This window comes from Streptomyces sp. NPDC001401, assembly GCF_042895385.1.
Taxonomy (GTDB): Bacteria; Actinomycetota; Actinomycetes; order Streptomycetales; family Streptomycetaceae; genus Streptomyces.
In genome coordinates, this window is sequence record NZ_JBIAWI010000002.1 from 678,863 (window position 1) to 698,067 (window position 19,205).

Below are 19,205 nucleotides of genomic sequence, written 5' to 3' on the forward strand. Positions count from 1 at the left end.
TCCAGGTCGTGAGTGGAGGGCGTCAGCCCTTGATGCCGGTCTGTGCGATTCCCTGTACCAGCCAGCGCTGGAGGAAGAGGAAGACGAAGATCAGGGGCAGGATGGAGATGGCGGTGGCCATGAAGATCAGATGGAAGTTGACGGTCTGGTTGGTCATGAAGGAGGACAGCGCGATCTGGACGGTCCAGGAGCTCGGGTCCTGGCCGATGACCAGCGGCCACAGGAAGGAGTTCCAGGCGCTGATGAAGGTGATCGTGGCGATCGCCGCGAAGAAGTTCAGCGAGTTGGGTACGACGATCCGCCAGTACGCGCCCCAGTAGCCGAGCCCGTCCACGCGTGCCGCCTCCTCCAGCTCCTTCGGGAATCCCAGGAAGTACTGCCGGAAAAGGAAGCAGGTGAAACCACTGAACAGGCCCGGGATGATCAGACCGCGGTACGTGTCCACCCATCCGAGCGACGAGACCAGCACGAAGCTCGGCACGAAGGTCACGGCCGTCGGGACCATCAGGGTCGCGAGGACGGCGTAGAAGACCTTGTTGGCGTGCCTGTACGGGATGCGGGCCAGGCCGTAGCCGGCCAGGGAGCAGACGAGGAGGGTGCCGAACGTGGTCAGGACGGCGACGACCAGCGAGTTGATCATGGAGCGGCCGAAGTCGACCGTGGGGTCGTCGAACAGCTCGGAGATGTTGCCCCATTGGAAGGAGGGCAGCAGCTTCCAGTTCTCGCCCGTGATCTCCAGGTCCGTGGAGAGGGAGTTGCGGAGGATCAGGTAGAAGGGGATCAGGAAGAGCAGGGCGGCGACGCCGACGGCGATGTACAGCCCCGTGTTGCCGAAGACGCCCCGGCCCTTCTTGCGCTGCTTGCCGATCTGCGGTGCGGTGGTGGTCACTTGGACTCATCCCCCCTTCCGAAGCCCATGAACTTGCCCTGGATCAGGGTGACGAGGCAGATGAGCAGCGACAGGATGACCGCGCCCGCGCTGCCGGCGCCGTAGTCCTGGCTGGTGCCGAGGGCCGACTTGTAGAGCACCATGAGCGGTGTCTGGGCCCAGGTCGCCTTCTGCCCGATGATGTTGAAGAACTCGTCGAAGGCCTGGTAGGCGGCGATGAGCAGCAGCAGGATCACCGCGGTCGAAGTGGCGCGCAGCTGCGGCAGCGTGATGTACCGGAAGGTCTGCCAGCCCTTCTTCGCACCGTCGATGGCGGCGGCCTCGTACAGCTCGGCCGGGATGTTCTGCAGCGCCGCCAGGAACAGGATCATGTAGAAGCCCGACTGGATCCACAGCCGCAGGGTCACGATGACCAGCCAGTACCAGGGCGGAGTCGGGTTGGACACCCAGGCGATGTTGTCGACGCCGAACCAACCGACGACCGTGTTCGCGAGCCCGAAGCGGACGCCGCTGAAGATGGACATCTTCCAGATCAGGGCGGCGGCCACGTACGAGACGGCGGTCGGCAGGAAGAACACCGACCGGAAGAACGCCCTCATGAACCGAAGGCGGTTCACCAGCAGCGCGAGCCCGAGCGACAGCGCCCAGGTGGTTGGCACGATGAACGCGGCGAACACGGTGAACGTCAGCAGCGAATCAGGAAAGCCGCTGTTGGTCAGGATCTGCTTGTAGTTGTCGAAACCGATGAAATGGCTCGGCGTGACGGTGTAGCGGGCGTCGAAGAAGCTGAGCCAGACGCTCCAGACGATCGGCACGAAGACGAAGATCGCCAGGCCGATCAGGAAGGGCCCGGTGAAGAGCCAGAAGTTCAGGGTGGCGTTGCCCCGCAGGCCCCGCCGCGGCCGGGCCTGGGAGGCCTTGGCCGGGGCGGGCTGGGCGACCCCGCGTGTGGTGGTGGTCGACATGTCGTGGTCTTCCCGGCGGCCTATCCGAACAGCTTCTTGAGCTCGACGTTGACCTTCTTGTCGCAGGTGTCGAGCGCGGCCTCCGGGTTGCCGTTCTTACGGACGGAGGACGCGATCACGTCGGCGAACGCGGTCTGCATGGTCTGGTCGTAGGCGATGTTGTCGAAGTGGCCGTAGTCGGTGAAGAGCTTCACGCCTTCGGCCGGCAGACCCGACTTGAGCTTGGTGGCCTTGTTGGCGATCGAGGTGCGCGGCGGGATGTGGAAGCCGTACGAGGTGGCCCAGTCCTCCTGGTACTGCTTCTGGTCGAGCCACAGCCACTTCACGTACTCCTTGGCCGCGTCGACGTTCTTGCCCTTGGCGTTGACGAAGATCGACCAGCCGCCGTTGTAGACGGACAGCTTGCCTGCGCTGCCGATCTTCGGGAACGGGAAGATGCCGAGGTCGTCGCCGAGGGCCTTCTGCATGGCCGGCATGGACCACATGCCGCCCCACTGGATGGCACACAGGCCCTGGTTGAGCGAGGACGGGTCCCAGAAGTCGGTCGGGGCGTCCAGAAGCACGTTGCCGCTGGTGAACAGCGTGCGAAGCTTCTTGAGGCCCTCGACGACGCCGTCCGTGTGATAGGCGATCTCGTTCTTCTCGTTGATGGTGTCGGCGCCGGCGGACCAGATGATGGGGTTCTGGATCGCGCTGAAGTCGTTGCCGAGGAAGACGCCCTTGACCTTGCTGGTGGTGAGCTTGGCCGCGGCCTCGATCAGCTCGTCGAGCGTGGTCGGGACGTCGACCTTCGCCTTCTCCAGCATCGACTTGCGGTAGTAGAAGAACTGCGGGTCGTCGATCATCCGTATCCCGTAGATCTTCCCGTCGACCGTGTGGGACTTGATGTCGTTCTGGTTGAAGTCGTCCTTGACCGGGTCGATGAGGTCGCTCAGGTCGGCCACCTGGCCGCTCTTGACGAGCTGCAGCTGCGGGTGGAACTCGAAGACGTCGGGCGCCTTCTTGGTGAGCAGGGCCGCGAAGAGCGCGGACTCGAAGTTGTTGCCCGTGATCCAGTTGGTGCTCACGTCGGCCTTCTTGTACGCCGCCGCGTACCGCTTGAGGGCCTGCTCCGTCCCGGCCTCACCGTAGGCGTGGAAGTACTGGGTGAGCTGCGGGCCCGAACCCCCGCTCCCGCCCCGGCCGTTGTTGCTGCCGCACGCTGCCAGGGTGCCTGCGGCGGCCATGCCCGCGGCGGCCCGGAAGAGTGACCGGCGGGAGAAGTTGCTGTTGCTCATTGCCGACATGCTGACGTCCTTGTCTCGATTGCGGCTGCGGCTCCACGGCTTCAGCTCCACGGCTTCAGCGCTACGTGGCTCGAAAAATGCGTTGCGGTGCGGGACGTTAACCTTCGGCTAAGCCTTCGGCAAGGGGTTGGACGAAGTCTGCTCGAAGCGTTGTCTCCGGTTCGGAATCCCGAACAGGGGGGTCTCGCAAGGGGGTTGAGGGCCGCCGGGTCAAGGGTGCCGGCGGCCCTCGGACAAGGGGGTGGTCATGGACTCACTGCCGGTTCCAGACCTCGTTGCTTCCGCCGTTGCAGCTGTACAGGATCACCTTGCTGCCGTCGGCGCTCGCCTGCCCGCTGACGTCCAGGCACTTGCCGGACGCCTCACTGAGGATCTGGCCGTTGGCGTTCAGCAGCCAGCGTTGGCTTGCGTCACCGGTGAAGTCGGCGGACGTCGTCAGGCCCGAACTCCCGGCCGTCAGATACCCGCCCGCGCCCTTGAGAGCGCCCTTGCCGTCGTACGACCACGACTGCTCGGCCCCGCCCGTGCACGTGCTGATGGCGGCCCCGGACGCGTCCGCGGTCAGGCACTTGCCGGACTGCCTGCCCTGCAGTGCGCCCGTGATCGCCGAACTGCCGTGGCCCTTCTGGTCGAAGACGTACGTCGTGATGGAGCGGGCGGCGAGCGTCGCCGACACCGTGCCGCCGCTCACCGACGGCTTGGCGACGTTCGCCCAGTCCTCGGTGGCCGAGGTGCGGACGGCCTTCTCGGCCCGTGCCGGCGTCTTGTTGTTGAAGTGCAAACTCAGCGGTGTGTCAGTGGAGTTGTGGTTGTTGACCACGACCACCCACTTGCCGTCCCGGTCGTACGACGACACCTCGACGCCGTCCGGCGCCCCGGTCACGTTGTGCGCGACCGAGCCCGGCCGGACGAACCTGCTGTACTGGCCGAGCGCGTAGTACCGCTTGGTGAAGTACAGCTTCTGGTTGCCGTTCGTCGCGTAGTCGGGGTCGTAGTAGATCAGGCCGTCGTTCCAGCCCACGTCGTTCTTCTCGGTGGGGGAGGTGCCGTAGCCGCTCGCGAGCGCGACCCACCACTGGAAGGCCGAGTCGTGCGAGCTCGCGAAGTCCTTGTAGATGATCCGGGACATCAACAGGGCGTTGTCGATGGTCGGGTCGTACTCCTGGTTCCAGCCGGTCGAGCCCTTGCCGAAGCAGCAGATCTCCGTGGCCCAGGACTTCTTGCCGACTGTCCTCGACGTCTCGTAGACGTTGGCGAGTTGGCCGTCGTCGGGGTTGTTGTACGTGTGGTGGGCGAGCGCGGACACGTACTGCCCGGTGCCCGGCTGCGAGATCCACTGCGGGAGTTCGGAGGTGAACTGAGTGGTCTTGCTGGACTCGTCCGCGATGATGCTCGTGCGCTGATGGCGGGCCTGCTGCTCGGCGCCCAACGCCCGTACGATGTCGTCGCGTTGGTCGACCGTGACCTGCATGCCCTCCTGGCCGCAGTCCCCGAAGTCGTTGTCCGGCTCGTTGAACGGGCTGATGTAGTCCAGCTTCACGCCCTGCTTGGCGAAGTGGTCGGTCACATCGGCCACGTACTTGGCGTAGTCGGACTCGTTCTCCGCCTTCAACTGGCCGCCGCAGGACTGCCCGTTGGTCGTCCACCGGGCCGGTGCGCTGTTGACGAAGCCGATCAGGTCCTTGACGCCGTACCGGGCGGCGTACTTGAGGAACGTCTGCCCGCCCTTGTCCTTGCTCCAGTCGTACGAGCCGTCGGAGTTCAGGAAGTCCTGGGCGGCGCGGGCCGGCGTGGTGACCGCGGTGCCGCCACCGCCGATGTTGTAGCGGTACGAGCTCAGGGCCAACCCCTGCTGGGAGAACAGCAGTTGGGCCACCCGGGCCTGCACCTCGGGCTTGAAGTACTGCAGGTCGTTGACCCACCAGGCGCCCGACGCACCGATGTCGTCGATGGTCTGGGCGGCGTGCGGGGAGACTTCGGCCGCCGTGGGGGTGGCGGCCGAGGAAGGCGGGGCGGATATCAGGGGTCCTGCGACAGCGAGTGCGGCTGCGGCCGTCAACAGGACCGATCTACTGCGGTGGGGGTGAGACACGTGCATCCCTTCCGTCGTCATGAAGGTGGTGCGGTACGGCTCCTTGCAGGGGTGGTGCGTTTCTTGGCAGACCTCTGCCCGACGGACTGCAGTGCGCCCTCCAGGGCGAACGTCGCCGCGCCCAGACACGCCGGGTCGGTGGGGATCGGGGAGAGGACGATCTCGGTGGCGGCCATCGGCCGCGGCAGCGCGTGCCGGGCGACGGCCTCGCGCACCTCGGCGACCAGAGGCTCGCCCAGGGCGGCCGCGACCCAGCTGCTGAGCACGACCACTTCGGGGTTGAACAGATTGACCAGGTCGGCGATGCCGGCGCCGAGATAACGGGCGGTGTCCCGGACCACCTTGATCGCCACCGGGTCCTGCTCCCGCATCCCCCGGGCCAGCGCGGCGATGGTGGCCGTCTGGTCCTCCGGGTGCAGCAGCGGGCTGCCGGGGCTCAACTCCCGTAGATTCAGCATGATTCCGGGCGCTCCGACGTACGTCTCCACGCAGCCGTGGTTGCCGCAGTGGCACAGGCGTCCGTCGAGCACGATCGTGTTGTGGCCCCACTCGCCGGCGCTGTTGCTGACTCCGCGGTGCAGCCCGCCGCCCAGGACGAGCCCGGCGCCCACGCCCGTCCCGAGGTTGACCACGACGGCGTCCCCGCGCCCGCGGGCGGCCCCGAACCACAGCTCGGCCACCGCGACGGCACGCAGCGGGTTGTCCAGGTAGAGGGGGTAGGCGATGTGCTCGGTGAGCAGGTCGAGCAGCGGCACGTCGTGCCAGTCCCAGTTGGGCGCGTACTCGGAGATGCCGGTCGCCCGGTCCACCTGGCCCGGCACGCTGACGCCCACGCCGAGCACCCGCGCGCCCTCGATCCCGGCCTGCGTGACCACCGAGCCGACGGCGGCGGCGACATGGCCGACCATCTGCGCGGGGAGGCTCTCGCCGGGGCGGACGTCCTCCTCGGCGCGGGCCAGGACGTTCAGCGCGAGGTCGAAGAGCTCGACATGGACGTACGTCTCCGCGATGTCGACGCCGATCAACGCGCCCCCCGACGCGTTGACGGCCACGAGGCCCCGGGGGCGGCCGCCCGCCGAGTCCTCGAAGCCGACTTCGGTGATCATTCGCAGGTCGAGGAGCTCGCCGACGAGCGTGGCGACCGTGGCGAGGCTCAGCCCGGTGGCGGCCGCCAGCTCCTGCCGGGAGGTGGGAGACGCGGCGATGATCTGGCGCAGCACCTCGTAGCGGTTCGCGGTGCGGATGTCACGTGATGTGCGCTTCAACGGTGCGTACCCCCGTCCCTTCGCTCAGGCGGACCGGGCACGTCGGCACCGGCGCGGCGCAAGGCTATGGCCTGCGGGGGACTTTCGACAAGGGGTTAGGAAAGGGGGTTTAGGAAGTCCTCCGGGAGTCAGTCGCCCAGCACGGACCGCACGAAGGGGTTGGCGAATTTTCCGTCCGGGTCCAGGGCTCGCGCAAGCACCCGGAAGTCACCCAGTCGCGGATACCGGCCGCGCAGAACAGGCGCAGGCGTGGTGAAGACCTTGCCCCAGTGCGGGCGGGCGTCGAAGGCGTCCAATGCCTCCTCCACCCGCCGCACCACCGGCAGCACCGCCGCCGTGTCCTCCACCCAGGTGAAGTGCGCCGCCACGGTGTCCCGCCCGTATGCGGGGCTGAGCCACTGCGGGTCGGCGGCGACGGTGCGTATCTCGCACGTCTGCAGCACGGGGGCCACCGTCTTCCGGATGCCGTCGAGCGCCTGCAGCATGTCGACGGCATGCTGCCGCGGCAGCAGATACTCCGACTGCAGCTCGGCCCCGCTGCTCGGCGTGAACTCCGCCCGGAAGTGCGGCAGCCGCTCGTGCCACGGCCCCGGCACGCCGAACTGCTCGGTGCAGTTCACGGCCGGCATTCCCGGCACGGGGTGCAGCTTCTCGGTCGCGGGCGCCGCCCACGGGAAGTCCGGGAGCGGCTGGTCGGTGCGCCGCTTGAGCCACACCTGCCGGAAGCCGGGCTCCCGCCAGTCGGTGAACAGGCTGACGCTGTACGCCGCCGAAGCGATCGTCTCGTACGTCTCCAAGTCCAGCCCGGCGAGGGGGAGTTCGGTGAACAGGTGCTGCTCGACGTCGAAGGACGGCTCCAGGTCGAGGGTCAGGGCGACTACGACACCCAGGGCGCCCAGCGAGGTCACTGCACCGTCGAAGCGCTCGTCGCCCCGCCCGATCGTCACCGTCGATCCGTCCGCCGTCACCAGCTCCACCTCGCGCACGGGTGACGCCAGCGATCCGTTGGTGACCCCCGAGCCGTGTGTGCCGGTCGCCACCGAGCCGGCCACGGAGATGTGCGGCAGGGAGGCCATGTTGGGCAGCGCGAGCCCGTGCGCGTGCACCACCCGGGCCAGTTCCGCGTACCGGACGCCGCCCGAGACCCGTACCGTACGGGCCGTGGTGTCCACGTCGATCAGCGGCGGCAGTGCGGCGATCGAGAGCAGGGTGCCCTCGGGGCCCGGCTCGGCGATCTCGTTGAAGGAGTGGCCGCTGCCCAGCACGCGCACCTTCGCGCTGTCGGCGACCAGGGCCCGCAGCGCGTCGAGCGAGTGCGGACGCTGCAGTTCCTTCGCCGTGTAGGTGATGTTGCCCGCCCAGTTGGTGACCGTCTGCGTCATTCCTGCCGTCCCTCCCGCGAAGTGCGTACACGTTGACCCTCTCATTTGCCGCCTGAGCGCTCCGCTGGAATCGCGGTGATGAACCGCGGGCCGGTGGGGGCTGGTCGCGCCCCGAGGCGGAGCCGCTGATGTCACAGCCCCGCGCCCCTACGGCACGCGGTACCGTGCCGGACCTCAGCGAGACCGCCTAGCGTGGAGATCTGTTTCTGCAACGTCCCGACGAAGCCGGAGGGTCACCCCCTTGCCCGAGCGTCCCCAGGCCCTGTTCGCCATGACCGCCGAGAACCTGCCGCTCGTCTTCCCTCCGGAGGTCCTCGCGCGACTGCGCGAGGCGGTGGACATCGACCCGGACCTGATCGCCGAGGACTTCACCGACCCGCGCGTCCGGGAGGTGCTCGCCCGCACCGAGATCCTGGTCACCGGCTGGGGCTGCCCCCGCCTGGATGCGGCCGTCCTCGACGCGGCCCCCGAGCTGCGCGCCGTCCTGCACTCGGCCGGCTCGGTCAAGGGCTTCGCCACGCCGGAGGTCTGGCGGCGCGGCATCGCGGTCTCCTCGGCGGCCGACGCCAACGCGCTGCCGGTCGCCGAGTACACCCTCGCGATGATCCTGCTCGCCGGGAAGGACCTCCTCGGCGCCCGGGAACGCCTGCGCACCGAACGCGCCCACCCCGGCTGGGGCGTCGTCCCCGGCATCGGCAACCACGGCCGTCGCGTCGGCGTGATCGGCGCCTCCCGCATCGGCCGCCGCGTCATCGGCTTGCTGGCCCCCTTCGACCTGCGCGTGAGCCTCACCGACCCGTACGTCACCGAGCTCCGGGCGGCCCAACTCGGCGTACCGCTGCTGCCGTTGGACGACCTGCTGCACACCTCGGACATCGTCACGATCCACGCGCCCGAGACGCCGCAGACGCACCATCTGATCGGCCGCCGGGAACTCGCCCTGATGTCCGACGGGGCGACCCTCATCAACACCGCGCGCGGCGGCCTGGTCGACCAAGACGCCCTGGTCGCCGAGCTCCGCACCGGCCGCCTGAACGCCGTCCTCGACGTCACCGACCCCGAGCCCCTCCCCGCGGACTCCCCGCTCTACGACCTTCCCAACGCCTTCGTCACCCCGCACCTCGCGGGCTCCCAGGGCAACGAGCTGTCCCGCCTCGGCATGACGGTCGCCGAGGAGGCCGCACGTCTGCTGACGGGCGGGGAGCCGGCCCATCCGGTGGATCCCGGGGCGTGGGACCGGGAAGCCTGAGCTGCGGATTTCGTATGCTTCGGCGTGTGTAACGGGTCTATTCGCAAAACTCTGGCCTGACAGCTGCGATATCGGTACCGTCCACCGGTATGACGCTCGGACCACTCCCTGAGACCGACCTCACCCGTCACCGCCGCCTCCGCGAGCAGGGCAGCCTGGAGCGGGCCGACCTCGACGCGATTCTCGACGCGGGGTTCGTCTGCCACCTGGGTGTGGTGGTCGACGGGCGGCCGCTGGTCGTGCCCACCGTCTACGGGCGGGACGACCGGCAGCTCTACCTGCACGGCTCCGTGGCCAGCCGCAGCCTCGCGGGCGGTACGCCGGTCTGCGTCACCGTCACGCACATCGACGGCCTCATCCTCGCCCGCTCGGTCTTCGAGCACGGCGTCAACTACCGCAGCGCGATGATCCACGGCGAGGCCCGCAAGATCACCGACCCGGAGGAGAAGCTGGAAGGCCTGCGGCTCCTCACCGAGCATGCCGCGCCGGGCCAGTGGTCGTACGCCCGGCAGCCGAGCCGCAAGGAACTCGCCGCCACGACTCTCCTCGCCCTCTCCCTCGAAGAGGCCTCCGTCAAGATCCGTACCGGCGCCCCCGACGACGGCGACGGCCCCGATGCCGAGCTCGGTCTGTGGGCCGGAACGCTGCCCCTGACCTCGGCCTGGGGCGCCCCCGTACCCGACCCGGTGCTGCCGTCGGAGACCCCCATACCTGGACACATCGCGCGCCGCGAGGGGACCCGGCACGGCTGACGTCCGACCGGAGGCATACGGTGGGGAGTCGAACGCCTGCCGGAAGGAGAGTCGGGATGGGCAGCCGTACCGCACTGGTCGAGGATCTGATGGAGCGGTTCCCGCACGTACCGCGGGAAGCCGTCTTCAAAGAGGACCTGCTGCGAGGTGGCGTGGCCTTCGACCCGTCCGCCCTCAGCGACAACGAGTCCGGCGAGGTCAAGCCGAAGTCGTACTTCATCTTCTCCTTCGACCACGGCACCCTGCCGGAGCTGGGTGAGGCCGCACTGCGGCGCCCGCCGGAGGAGATCATCCTCACCGGCGGCCCGTACGACCTGCGCCGCACCGTGGTCTCCGTGCGCGTGAACCCGACCTCGCCCTACCGCGTCGCCGCCGACGACGAGGGCGTGCTCGGCCTCTACCTCGACGGGAAGCGCATCGCCGACGTCGGCGTGCCGCCCATGCCCGAGTACTACCGGCACAAGCTCTCCAGCGGGAAGTCGGTCATGGAGGTCGCCCCGACCATCCAGTGGGGCTACCTGATCTACCTCACCGTCTTCCGGGTCTGCCAGTACTTCGGCGCCAAGGAGGAGTGCCAGTACTGCGACATCAACCACAACTGGCGCCAGCACAAGGCGGCCGGCCGGCCGTACACGGGCGTGAAGGACGTGGAGGAGGTCCTGGAAGCGCTTGAGATCATCGATCGCTACGACACCGCGAAGGCGTCCACCGCCTACACCCTCACAGGCGGCGCGATCACCAAGACGGTCGCCGGGCGCGACGAGGCCGACTTCTACGGCCACTACGCCAAGGCCATCGAGGAGCGCTTCCCGGGGCGTTGGATCGGCAAGGTCGTCGCCCAGGCGCTGCCGCGCGACGACGTGCAGCGGTTCAAGGACTACGGCGTGCAGATCTACCACCCCAACTACGAGGTGTGGGACGAGTACCTCTTCAAGATGTACTGCCCGGGCAAGGAGCGCTACGTCGGCCGCGACGAGTGGCACAAGCGGATCCTGGACTCGGCGGAGATCTTCGGCGCGCGCAACGTCATCCCCAACTTCGTGGCGGGCGTGGAGATGGCCGAGCCCTTCGGCTTCAAGACGGTCGACGAGGCCATCGCCTCGACCACCGAGGGCCTGCGCTTCTTCATGTCGCACGGCATCACGCCCCGCTTCACCACCTGGTGCCCCGAGCCCACCACCCCGCTCGGCAAGGCCAATCCGCAGGGCGCGCCGCTGGAGTACCACATCCGGCTGCTGCAGGCCTATCGCCAGACGATGGACGACTTCGGCCTGTCCTCGCCCCCCGGATACGGCCCGCCCGGACCCGGCCGCGCGGTCTTCTCCGTCAGCTCGTTCATGGACAGTCTTCCGGCGCAGGAGGCGGCAGAGGTGTGAGTGACGGCTGGGTGCCGTGAGTCGAACGCCGTCTCCGTCCGTACAAGAGGGCGGAGTTGCGCCTCGCGGCCGGTGCACAGGGTTCTGTCAGGACAACTGAACACAACAACTGAACACAGTGCTTGTCAGTTGTGTTGAAAACGTGAAAGGCTCCTGTCCTGCCGCGAGGTTCCCCCCAACTCCTTTGCCGTCATGGTGAGTTGACCTCGCTTGTGGATGCAGGAGACTCATGCCCGACCTGCCGACCCCGAAGGACGCCGCCGAGGCCGCGCTGTTCTCCGAGTGCTGGGACGCGGTGCTTTCCTACGCCGATCTGTGCACGGCCGGCGCCGCCGCGGCCACTCAGCTGGCCACGGAGGCGTTCGCGCTCGGTATGCGCGAGGTCCGCGCCGCCGAGACCTCCAGCGCCCGGAGCAGCGGCCGCCGCTCGCCCCGCCTCCCCGTGATCCCGCTGCTGTTGACCGCCGTACGCACCACTGCGGCGGCCTGGGAGACCGGCGGACAGGGCCACGACCTCGACCCCGACCTGCGCCTGTGGCTCAACTCGGACAAGGCCGACCGCTACACCGGGCCCCCGCTGCAACGCCCGATCGCCCTGCGCGGCCTGCGTGACCTGCAGGAACCCGATGCGGCGCTGCTGTGGCTGGCCGAGGTGGAGGCGCTGCCGCGGCCCGTGGTGGCCCGTCGGCTCGGCCTCGACCCGGCCCTGGTGGGTGACGAACTCGCCCAGGTGCGGGTCCTGTTCAGGGACCGCTGCCACCGCAACCATCTCGACACGCCGATGGACGCGCAGTGCCGCAGCTATGCGCGCCTCCTCGACGCGATCACCAGGTCGCCCGCCGCCGACATCCCGCCGGACCTCTCGCGGCACCTCGCCACCTGCGTGGACTGTGCGGAGGCCGCCGCCTGTCTGCGTCCGCAGGGCGGCGGGCTGCCCGCCGCCCTCGCCGGCGGTGTGATCGGCTGGGGCGGCCTCGCCTACCTGGAGCGCCGCCGCCGGGCGGCAGAGGTGCGCCTCGGCGCCGGGCGCCCGGACCCCGCGGACGGGGAGGGCGGCGAACCCAAGACCGGTACCGACCGCGCACGCGTCATCCGGGGCGGTCTGCTCGTGGCCGCCGTCATGGTCTCGCTGCTGGCGCTGGCCGCGTCGATGATGCCGTTCGGCGGCAGCGGCAACGATGATGCCGTCGCGGGCGACGCACCGACCGACAGCAGCCCGGTGGCGGCCCCGCGCCCGTCCCTGCCGTCCGCCACCTCGTCGCCGAAGAGCGCCTCCCCGACACCGGCACCGTCAGCCACCTCGCATAAGCCCGGCGGGGACAAGAACTCCGACCCGGAACCCCAGGGCACCTCCTCGACCACGGCGGGCAGCGCTCCGGATCCCGGCAAGAGCGAGTCCGCCACCTGCGAGGTCGCCTACGACGTGGTCAGCCAGTGGACCGACGGCTTCCAGGCCACCGTCTCCGTCACCACCGCCGACGCCCTCGACACCTGGCGTGTCGCCTGGTCCTTCCGGGACGGCCAGAAGGTCGGCCAGATGTGGGACGCGAGCGTCGCCCAGAACGGCTCCCGGGTCACGGCGACCGCCGCCGACTACAACAAGGCCGTCCCCGCCGACGGCACGATCACCTTCGGCTTCCTCGGGTCCTGGCAGGGCAAGAACACCTCGCCGTACGACTTCACGCTCAACGGGCAGAGCTGCACGAAGAGTTGAGGGGCGAGCTGCCCGCCGGTGACGGGCGCCCCGACCGGGTGAACTCGCTTGAGTCACCCGGTCGTTGAGTGAGTCTGCCGCTCAGCAGCCCGACTTGTAGAAGTACTTGCTGACCGACGGGTCGCCCATGTTCGCCTTGGTGATGGCGACCATGTTGGTGCCGATCGACTTCTGGACGGACTTGCCCTCGAAGGCGGCGGCCAGCTGGTCGACGGCCTCCCTGCCGATCGACGCCGGGTCCTGGGCGACCAGGACCTGGAGCGTGCCCGCCTTGAGCGAGGCGACCTCGTCGGGCTCGGCGTCGAAGGCGGCGACCTTCACCTTGCCCTCCTTGCCGGCCTGCTTGAGGCCGGTGGCGATGCCCTGGCCGGTGTTGGTGTTGCCCGCGAAGACGCCGCCCAGATCGGGGTGGGCAGCGAGCGTCGACTGGATCTGTGAGGCGGCGGTGGCCGGCAGGTCGTTGTCGTAGAGCGTGGGCAGCATCTTGATCTTCGGGTACTTCTTCATCTCCTCCGTGAAGCCCTTGATCCGGGCGTCGGTCGTCGAGACGCCGGGCTTGACGCTGATCACGATGGCCGAGCCCTTCTCGCCCATCAGCTTGGCCAGCGCGTCGGCGGCGACCCGGCCGCCCTTCTCGTTGTCGGACGAGATACGGGTGATGCCGATCGAGGAGTCGGTGACCGTGGTGTCGACGAGCGCCACCTTGGTGCCGGCCGACTGGATCTGCTTCAGCGACGGCGTGAGCGCGCTGGTGTCCACCGGCGAGATCAGCAGCCCGTCCGGCCGGGAGGCCGCCACCGAGTCGAGGAGCGGGCGCTGCACCGACACGTCCCACTGCGCGGAACCGTCCGCGCTGAAGTCCATGCCCTTGGCCTTGGCCTCCGTCTTGGCCGCGCAGGTCATGGTGATGTAGAAGGGGTCGCTCTTCACGCCGGTGATCAGCCGCACCTTCTTGTGCGCGGCCCCGCCCGACGACCCCGACCCCCCGCTGTCCGACGAACTGCACGCGGCGGCCCCGGTGAGGGCCAGTACGGTGCCCGCGGCGACCAGTGCGCTGCGCCTGCTGCGAATGCTCAACATCGAGACATCTCCTTAAGCTTGCTCTCGGGTCTTCCTGCGCATCTGGTCGACGTAGACGGCCGCGACGAGCACGACGCCCACCGCGACGTCCTGCCAGTACTGCTGAACGCCGATGACGATCAGTCCGGTGGTGAGCACGGCCGGGATGAACACACCGATCACGGTGCCCAGCACGGATCCGCGCCCGCCGAAGAGGCTGGTGCCACCGAGCACCACGGCCGTGATCACTTTCAGGTTGTCGGTGGAGTGCCCGGCGATCGACGTGGTGCCGTAGGACGCCAGCCACATCACCGCACCGAGCCCGGCCAGCAGCCCCATCAGCCCGTACACCTTCACCAGGTGCCGTCCCACTCCGATTCCCGCACGCCGTACGGCAGTTGGGTTGGAGCCGATCGCCAGGGTGTGCGTGCCGAACCGTGTCGCGCCCAGCACCAGGCCGAACACGGCGGTGACCACCGCGGCGAGGACCACCAGCCACGGAATGCCGAGCACCTTGCCGAAGCCGAGGCTGTTCTGCAGATGCGTGGCCGCGGCGCCGGCCGGGTCCTGGCCCCCGGTGGCGAGTTCGGCGATGCCCAGCGCGGCCCCCAGACCGCCGAGCGTCACGATCAGCGGCGGCACCTTCCCGGTCGCCACCACCGCCCCTTGCAGCACGCCCCAACCGGCGCCCACCGCAAGGGCGATGACCACGCAGACCACGACCGTGCCCCAGCCGGCGTCGGGCCCGCCGTGGTGGATGTTGTACTCGCCGGCGGCCACCGCGGCCAGCACCAGCACCGAGCCGATCGACAGATCGATCCCGGCCGTGATGATCACGAACGTCATGCCGACGCCCAGTACCAGGTAGATGGCCGCGTTCACGGCGATCTGCGTGAGGTCGTACTGGGTGAAGAACTTGCCCGGCGCGGCGATGGTGAAGAACGCGACCAGCACCACGAGGATCACGAAGGTCCACAGCTCGCTGATTCCGGCCGCTCGCCGCAGCCAGCCGGGCACGGTCGTGTGCGCACCGCCGCCCGACGCGGGCGGGTCCTGCTGCTGTGCCGCGGCCGGCCGGACTTCCTTGCTGTCGGCGGTCATCGCTCGTCCTCCGCTTTCCTCAAGGACCCGTTCTGCTGGGCGGGTTCGTCCAGCGATCCGGTCATGGCCCCGACGAGCTCCTCGATCGTCGTGTCCGCGGCGGTGAACGAGGCGACCCGCCGGCCGAGTCGCAGCACCTCCACCCGGTCCGAGACCGACAGCACCTCGGGCATGTTGTGACTGATCAGCACCACACAGATGCCCCGGTCGGCGACCCTGCGCACGGTGTCCAGGACCCGCGCGCGCTGGATGACACCCAGCGCCGCCGTCGGCTCGTCCATGAAGATGACCTTGTTCGCGAACGCGACCGCACGCGCCACGGCGACCGACTGGCGTTGACCGCCGGACAACGTTGTCACAGGAGCCGTCACATCTTTCAGTTCGACGCCCAGTTCGCCGAACGCCTTGACCGCCTCCCGCCGCATCGCGGGCCGGTCGAGCACGCCCAGGCGGCCGAGCAGCCCGCCGCGCACGACCTCCCTGCCCAGATACAGATTGGACGCCGCATCCAGATCCGGCGCGAGCGACAGATCCTGGTAGACGGTCTCAAGTCCGTGCCGCTGCGCGTCCATCGGCCCGCCGAACCGCACCGCCTTCCCCTCCACCCGCACTTCGCCCTCGTCGGGGGAGAGCACGCCCGACAGGACATTCACCAGAGTCGACTTGCCTGCGCCGTTGTCGCCGATCAGGGCGACGACCTCGCCCGCGTACGCCGTGAAGTCGGCGCCCTGCAGCGCCTGGACGTGACCGAAACGCTTGACCACACCGTGTGCCGCGAGAAGTGGTTCCCTTGCAGAGGCCATGTTGTGCCTTCGCGTTGGTATCGTTAACAGTTCGTCGATTCTGGGAGCCCCATGAGTGGGCGTCAAGGGTCGTGTGTGAACCGGATCTCAAGAGGTTGCACCCGCGGCCCGGCGGTGCCCGCCCGACTGCCGAGGAGGACTGCGGCGTGGTCGGCCGCCCCACGATGAAGGACGTCGCCGCCGAGGCGGGCGTCAGCGCGATGACGGTGTCCCGGGTGGTCAACGGCGAGGGGAGCGTGGCACCGCGGACCGCCGCGCGAGTCGAGGCCGCGGTGCGCAAACTGGGCTACCAGCGCGACGAGTTGGCGCGTCAGCTGCGCCGCGCGGACCAACCGAGCCGGACGATAGGCCTGTTGGTCGACAACGTTGCCGACCCCTTCATGGCGGCCGTCGCCTCCGCCGCCGAGGACGTCGCCCGCCGGAGCGGCAGCGTGGTGCTCATCGGCTCCAGCCGCGCCGACCCGCGCCGGGAGCGCGAGGTCGTCACCGCCTTCACCGCGCGTCGCGTCGACGGCCTCATCCTCACTCCGGTGGCGGGCAGCCACCGTTTCCTGCGTCCGGCCCAGGCACAGGGCACCAAGATCGTGTGCGTGGACCGGGCGGCACCCAGCCTGGAGGCGGACACCGTGGTGGTGGACAACTCCGCCGCGGTCGAGGAGGCCGTAGGTCACCTGATCGCCCACGGCCACCGCCGCATCGGCTACCTCGGCGGCCGGCAGGACATCTGGACCAACGGCGAACGCCACCGGGGCTACCGGACGGCACTGCAGGCCGCGGGCATCGACACCGACCCCGGGCTGGCCCGCCACGGCCTGCGCTCGGCACGGTCCGCCGCCGAGGCCGTCACGGCCCTCCTCACCTCCCCGGACCCTCCCACGGCACTCCTCGCCGACAACGAGAACCTCGCCTTCGGCGCCCTGACCGTCCTGCCCCCCGAGATCGCCTTCATCGCCTTCGACGACTTCCCGCTGGCCGAGCGACTGACCCCGCCCGTCACCGTCATCGCCCAGGACCCCGTCGCCCTTGCCACCACGGCCGCGCACCTGCTGTTCGCCCGCATCCACGGCGACACCTCACCGCCCCGCACGGTCGTCATGCCGACGGAACTGATCCGGCGGGGGTCGGGGGAGGTGCCGGGGCCCTTTGCGGGGTTGGGGAGTTGAGCGGCCGCCTGGGGCAACCCCCGCTACGTACGCGCGTGTTCGGTCGGGCCGGGCGTATTCGACGGACCCGACGGCCACACCGCTCCCCTGTGGCGGTGTGACCGTCGGAGCTTCAGGGGGAGGGGTCCGTCGTGGAGACGTCTCCTGTGTTGGCGAGAACGCCAGGTCCGTGTCTGTGACTTGACGTGCGGGGGGCGTACCTCTCCGGCGGTCGACCCTTTGTCACGATCAGGGATCATGCTGCACCCACTCGTGGATGTCAATTGGCGCCTCGATCGTTCCGTCGAGGCCCGCGATGGGCTACAAATGTGACCCCTCAGGTGCGGGGCGCGCCCCTCGGGCGCTAACGTTCTGTGCGCCGCCCACGCGGGTGTACCGACGACGAGGCAGGAGACCGCCTTCTTATGGAGAGCACCACCGGGGTGGAGGACGTTGCGGCGGCCCTGGCATCGATCAAGGCGGAGCTCGAGGAACTGGGCCACACCATCGAGGTGATCAACTTCGACCGGCTCACCGGCGAAACGGGCATCACCGAGGCGACGGTCCGCAAACTCTTCGCGGGGGATTCCGTCAGCCCCGACGAGGTCGACCTGCCCTTCAAGGACCGCCTGCGGTTCCTCATGGACACCAGGCTCAAGGAGAACGGGCGCAAGCACACGTTCCAGGAGGTCGCCGATGCCGTCGGTGTGGCCAAATCGACGATCACCAACCTGTTGAACGGCTCGCGCAACCCGGGATTCGACGTCAGCAAAGACCTGGCGGAGTTCTTCGACGCCCCGGGCTTCTTCACGCTGGGACCGAAGACGGCACTCCTGACGGCCCTCGAGCCCGTTCTGGAGCAGGCACGGCTGATCGCCGAACTCAAGGGCCGGCGGGTGGAGCGCGTGGCTCTGCGCGGAAGCGTGTCGGCCGGCAGTGACCAGTTGTCACGGCAGTTGCAGGCGGCGATCCACCAAGTGGTCGAAACGGCCCAGCGCGCGTCCCAGGCGCCGGCGGCTGCGGACGGTGGCGACGAGGACCCTGAACTCAGCGAACTCGCCGCCACGATGCGCTCGTTGCCGGCCAAGCACCGCAGGAGCGTGATGGGCATCCTCAGAAATGCGGTAGGCCTGGCCAAGCACGACGATTGACGACAGCCGGCCCGGGGGGAGACCGTCCGTCAGCTCGACAGGCGCCGCACGCTTCTCGCTGCGCGGTACTGCCGCGCCAGGACGCCGAGGGCGGCTGGGATCGACGGTCGCGCCCCGCCGTGCAGGAGGGAACCTCCCTTGCGTCGCACGGCCTGGAGGTGGAGAACCTGAAGGGAGATCAGGGCCCGCAGGAACGGCCGGTAGGGTGCGTCGACCAGATCAGGCAGTCCCCGGCACGCGGTGAGCGCGGTCTCGGCGAGATCGGCCTGCGCGCCGACCAGCCGCCCCAGAGCGGGAACGCATGCCTGCGACTTGCCTCGCAGGTCCTCGAAGGTCAGCCCGTACCGGTCCAGTTCCTCGCGTGCGATGCCGATGCGGCCCTGCTCGGCGTCCTCGGCGAGATCGGCCAGGAAGTCGATGCGCTGCCACCCCTCGATCAGCGCCCGGCATCCCTGGAGGAACAGCTCGTCCGCATCTTCCTTCGGCGCCGGCGCGAGCAGCGACGCGGTGAGCATCAGGGCGGGCAGCGAGTAACTGTCGATGTAGGCCTGGTAGTCGGCCTCGCTGTCGAAGCCGGTCCATTCGGCCTCGACGGGCGCCCCGTCCAGGAAGTCGTGCACGCGCGCGGCCGTGTCCGGGCATCGGCGTGCGGTGTCGGCGAGCGCCCGGAGCAGACCGGACGCGGGAGCCCCCGGGCCGGGGCCTGCGTCGAGTGCCGCCCCGACCTCACGCTGCCATGAACCCAGTGCTTCCTTGCGCGCGCCGACCTCTCCGGCGTCGATCCGCTCGTCGGTTTCGTGCATGAAGGCGACCAGGGCGACGACGGACGGATGGAGCTTCGCCGGGAGCAGCAGCCGGGTGGCGAGGTACTGGTGGAGGGCGAACTTCCGTACCAGGTCGCGCTGGGCGTCGTAGGCGCGCCGCAGCGTCGGGTCAGTGATGCCGGCCTCGGTCAGGGCCGCTGGCCATCGGGGCACTG

16 protein-coding genes are annotated in these 19,205 nt (G+C 69.2%); 6 read left to right on the plus strand and 10 right to left on the minus strand.

Going from position 1 to position 19,205, the window contains the following annotated elements:
* Positions 1–22 precede the first annotated feature (22 nt).
* The 6 genes from ACFY10_RS10630 to ACFY10_RS10655 all read right to left on the minus strand — a co-directional run bounded on the left by ACFY10_RS10630 (position 23) and on the right by ACFY10_RS10655 (position 7,879).
* Entirely contained in the window at positions 23–889 is an 867-nt protein-coding gene (locus ACFY10_RS10630; protein ID WP_390664678.1) for a carbohydrate ABC transporter permease, read from the minus strand.
* Positions 886–1,854: a carbohydrate ABC transporter permease gene (locus ACFY10_RS10635; RefSeq protein WP_390664679.1), complete on the minus strand. Its 969-nt coding sequence runs from the start codon at positions 1,852–1,854 to the stop codon at positions 886–888. Before ACFY10_RS10635 ends, ACFY10_RS10630 begins: the two co-directional genes overlap by 4 nt.
* 20 nt (positions 1,855–1,874) lie before the next feature.
* Entirely contained in the window at positions 1,875–3,140 is a 1,266-nt protein-coding gene (locus ACFY10_RS10640) for an ABC transporter substrate-binding protein (protein ID WP_390664680.1), read from the minus strand.
* 253 nt (positions 3,141–3,393) lie between these two features.
* A complete protein-coding gene (locus ACFY10_RS10645) occupies positions 3,394–5,238 on the minus strand; it encodes a glycoside hydrolase (RefSeq protein WP_390664932.1) in 1,845 nt (614 codons plus the stop codon).
* Between the two features lie 11 nt (positions 5,239–5,249).
* Positions 5,250–6,497 (minus strand): ROK family transcriptional regulator, encoded by a 1,248-nt coding sequence (locus ACFY10_RS10650; RefSeq protein ID WP_390664681.1) that lies wholly within the window; start codon positions 6,495–6,497, stop codon positions 5,250–5,252.
* Positions 6,498–6,625: 128 nt separating this feature from the next.
* Complete coding sequence (locus ACFY10_RS10655) at positions 6,626–7,879, minus strand: FAD-binding protein (RefSeq protein WP_390664682.1); 1,254 nt, start codon at positions 7,877–7,879, stop codon at positions 6,626–6,628.
* A 241-nt stretch (positions 7,880–8,120) separates the two neighbouring features.
* On the opposite strand from ACFY10_RS10655, the gene ACFY10_RS10660 reads away from it, so the two are divergent.
* The 4 genes from ACFY10_RS10660 to ACFY10_RS10675 all read left to right on the plus strand — a co-directional run bounded on the left by ACFY10_RS10660 (position 8,121) and on the right by ACFY10_RS10675 (position 12,970).
* On the plus strand, positions 8,121–9,128 hold the full coding sequence (locus ACFY10_RS10660) for a hydroxyacid dehydrogenase (RefSeq protein WP_390664683.1): 1,008 nt from the start codon (positions 8,121–8,123) through the stop codon (positions 9,126–9,128).
* Between the two features lie 89 nt (positions 9,129–9,217).
* Positions 9,218–9,880 (plus strand): pyridoxamine 5'-phosphate oxidase family protein, encoded by a 663-nt coding sequence (locus ACFY10_RS10665; RefSeq protein ID WP_390664684.1) that lies wholly within the window; start codon positions 9,218–9,220, stop codon positions 9,878–9,880.
* 56 nt (positions 9,881–9,936) lie between these two features.
* On the plus strand, positions 9,937–11,256 hold the full coding sequence (locus ACFY10_RS10670; RefSeq protein WP_390664685.1) for a radical SAM protein: 1,320 nt from the start codon (positions 9,937–9,939) through the stop codon (positions 11,254–11,256).
* Between the two features lie 229 nt (positions 11,257–11,485).
* Positions 11,486–12,970, plus strand: a complete 1,485-nt coding sequence (locus ACFY10_RS10675; RefSeq protein ID WP_390664686.1) for a cellulose binding domain-containing protein — start codon at positions 11,486–11,488, stop codon at positions 12,968–12,970.
* A gap of 81 nt (positions 12,971–13,051) precedes the next feature.
* On the opposite strand, the gene ACFY10_RS10680 is transcribed toward ACFY10_RS10675, so the two are convergent.
* From ACFY10_RS10680 to ACFY10_RS10690, 3 genes are read right to left on the minus strand one after another with little or no spacing between them, the layout of a single operon-like run.
* Positions 13,052–14,050 carry an ABC transporter substrate-binding protein gene (locus tag ACFY10_RS10680; protein WP_390664687.1) on the minus strand — a complete coding sequence of 333 codons (999 nt, stop codon included), beginning with the start codon at positions 14,048–14,050 and terminating at the stop codon, positions 13,052–13,054.
* Positions 14,051–14,062: 12 nt separating this feature from the next.
* Complete coding sequence (locus tag ACFY10_RS10685; protein ID WP_390664688.1) at positions 14,063–15,130, minus strand: ABC transporter permease; 1,068 nt, start codon at positions 15,128–15,130, stop codon at positions 14,063–14,065.
* Complete coding sequence (locus ACFY10_RS10690) at positions 15,127–15,933, minus strand: ATP-binding cassette domain-containing protein (protein ID WP_390664689.1); 807 nt, start codon at positions 15,931–15,933, stop codon at positions 15,127–15,129. The genes ACFY10_RS10685 and ACFY10_RS10690 overlap by 4 nt, the downstream gene beginning before the upstream one ends.
* 146 nt (positions 15,934–16,079) lie before the next feature.
* Here ACFY10_RS10690 and ACFY10_RS10695 point away from each other — a divergent pair, with 146 nt between their 5' ends.
* Positions 16,080–17,096 (plus strand): LacI family DNA-binding transcriptional regulator, encoded by a 1,017-nt coding sequence (locus ACFY10_RS10695; protein ID WP_390664690.1) that lies wholly within the window; start codon positions 16,080–16,082, stop codon positions 17,094–17,096.
* Between the two features lie 404 nt (positions 17,097–17,500).
* The gene (locus ACFY10_RS10700) at positions 17,501–18,226 is read left to right on the plus strand and encodes a helix-turn-helix domain-containing protein (protein ID WP_390664691.1); all 726 of its coding nucleotides are present in this window, start codon (positions 17,501–17,503) and stop codon (positions 18,224–18,226) included.
* Between the two features lie 29 nt (positions 18,227–18,255).
* Here the strand turns inward: ACFY10_RS10700 and ACFY10_RS10705 are convergent, their stop codons facing one another.
* The gene (locus tag ACFY10_RS10705; RefSeq protein WP_390664692.1) at positions 18,256–19,203 is read right to left on the minus strand and encodes a phytoene/squalene synthase family protein; all 948 of its coding nucleotides are present in this window, start codon (positions 19,201–19,203) and stop codon (positions 18,256–18,258) included.
* Between the last annotated feature and the right edge of the window lie 2 nt (positions 19,204–19,205).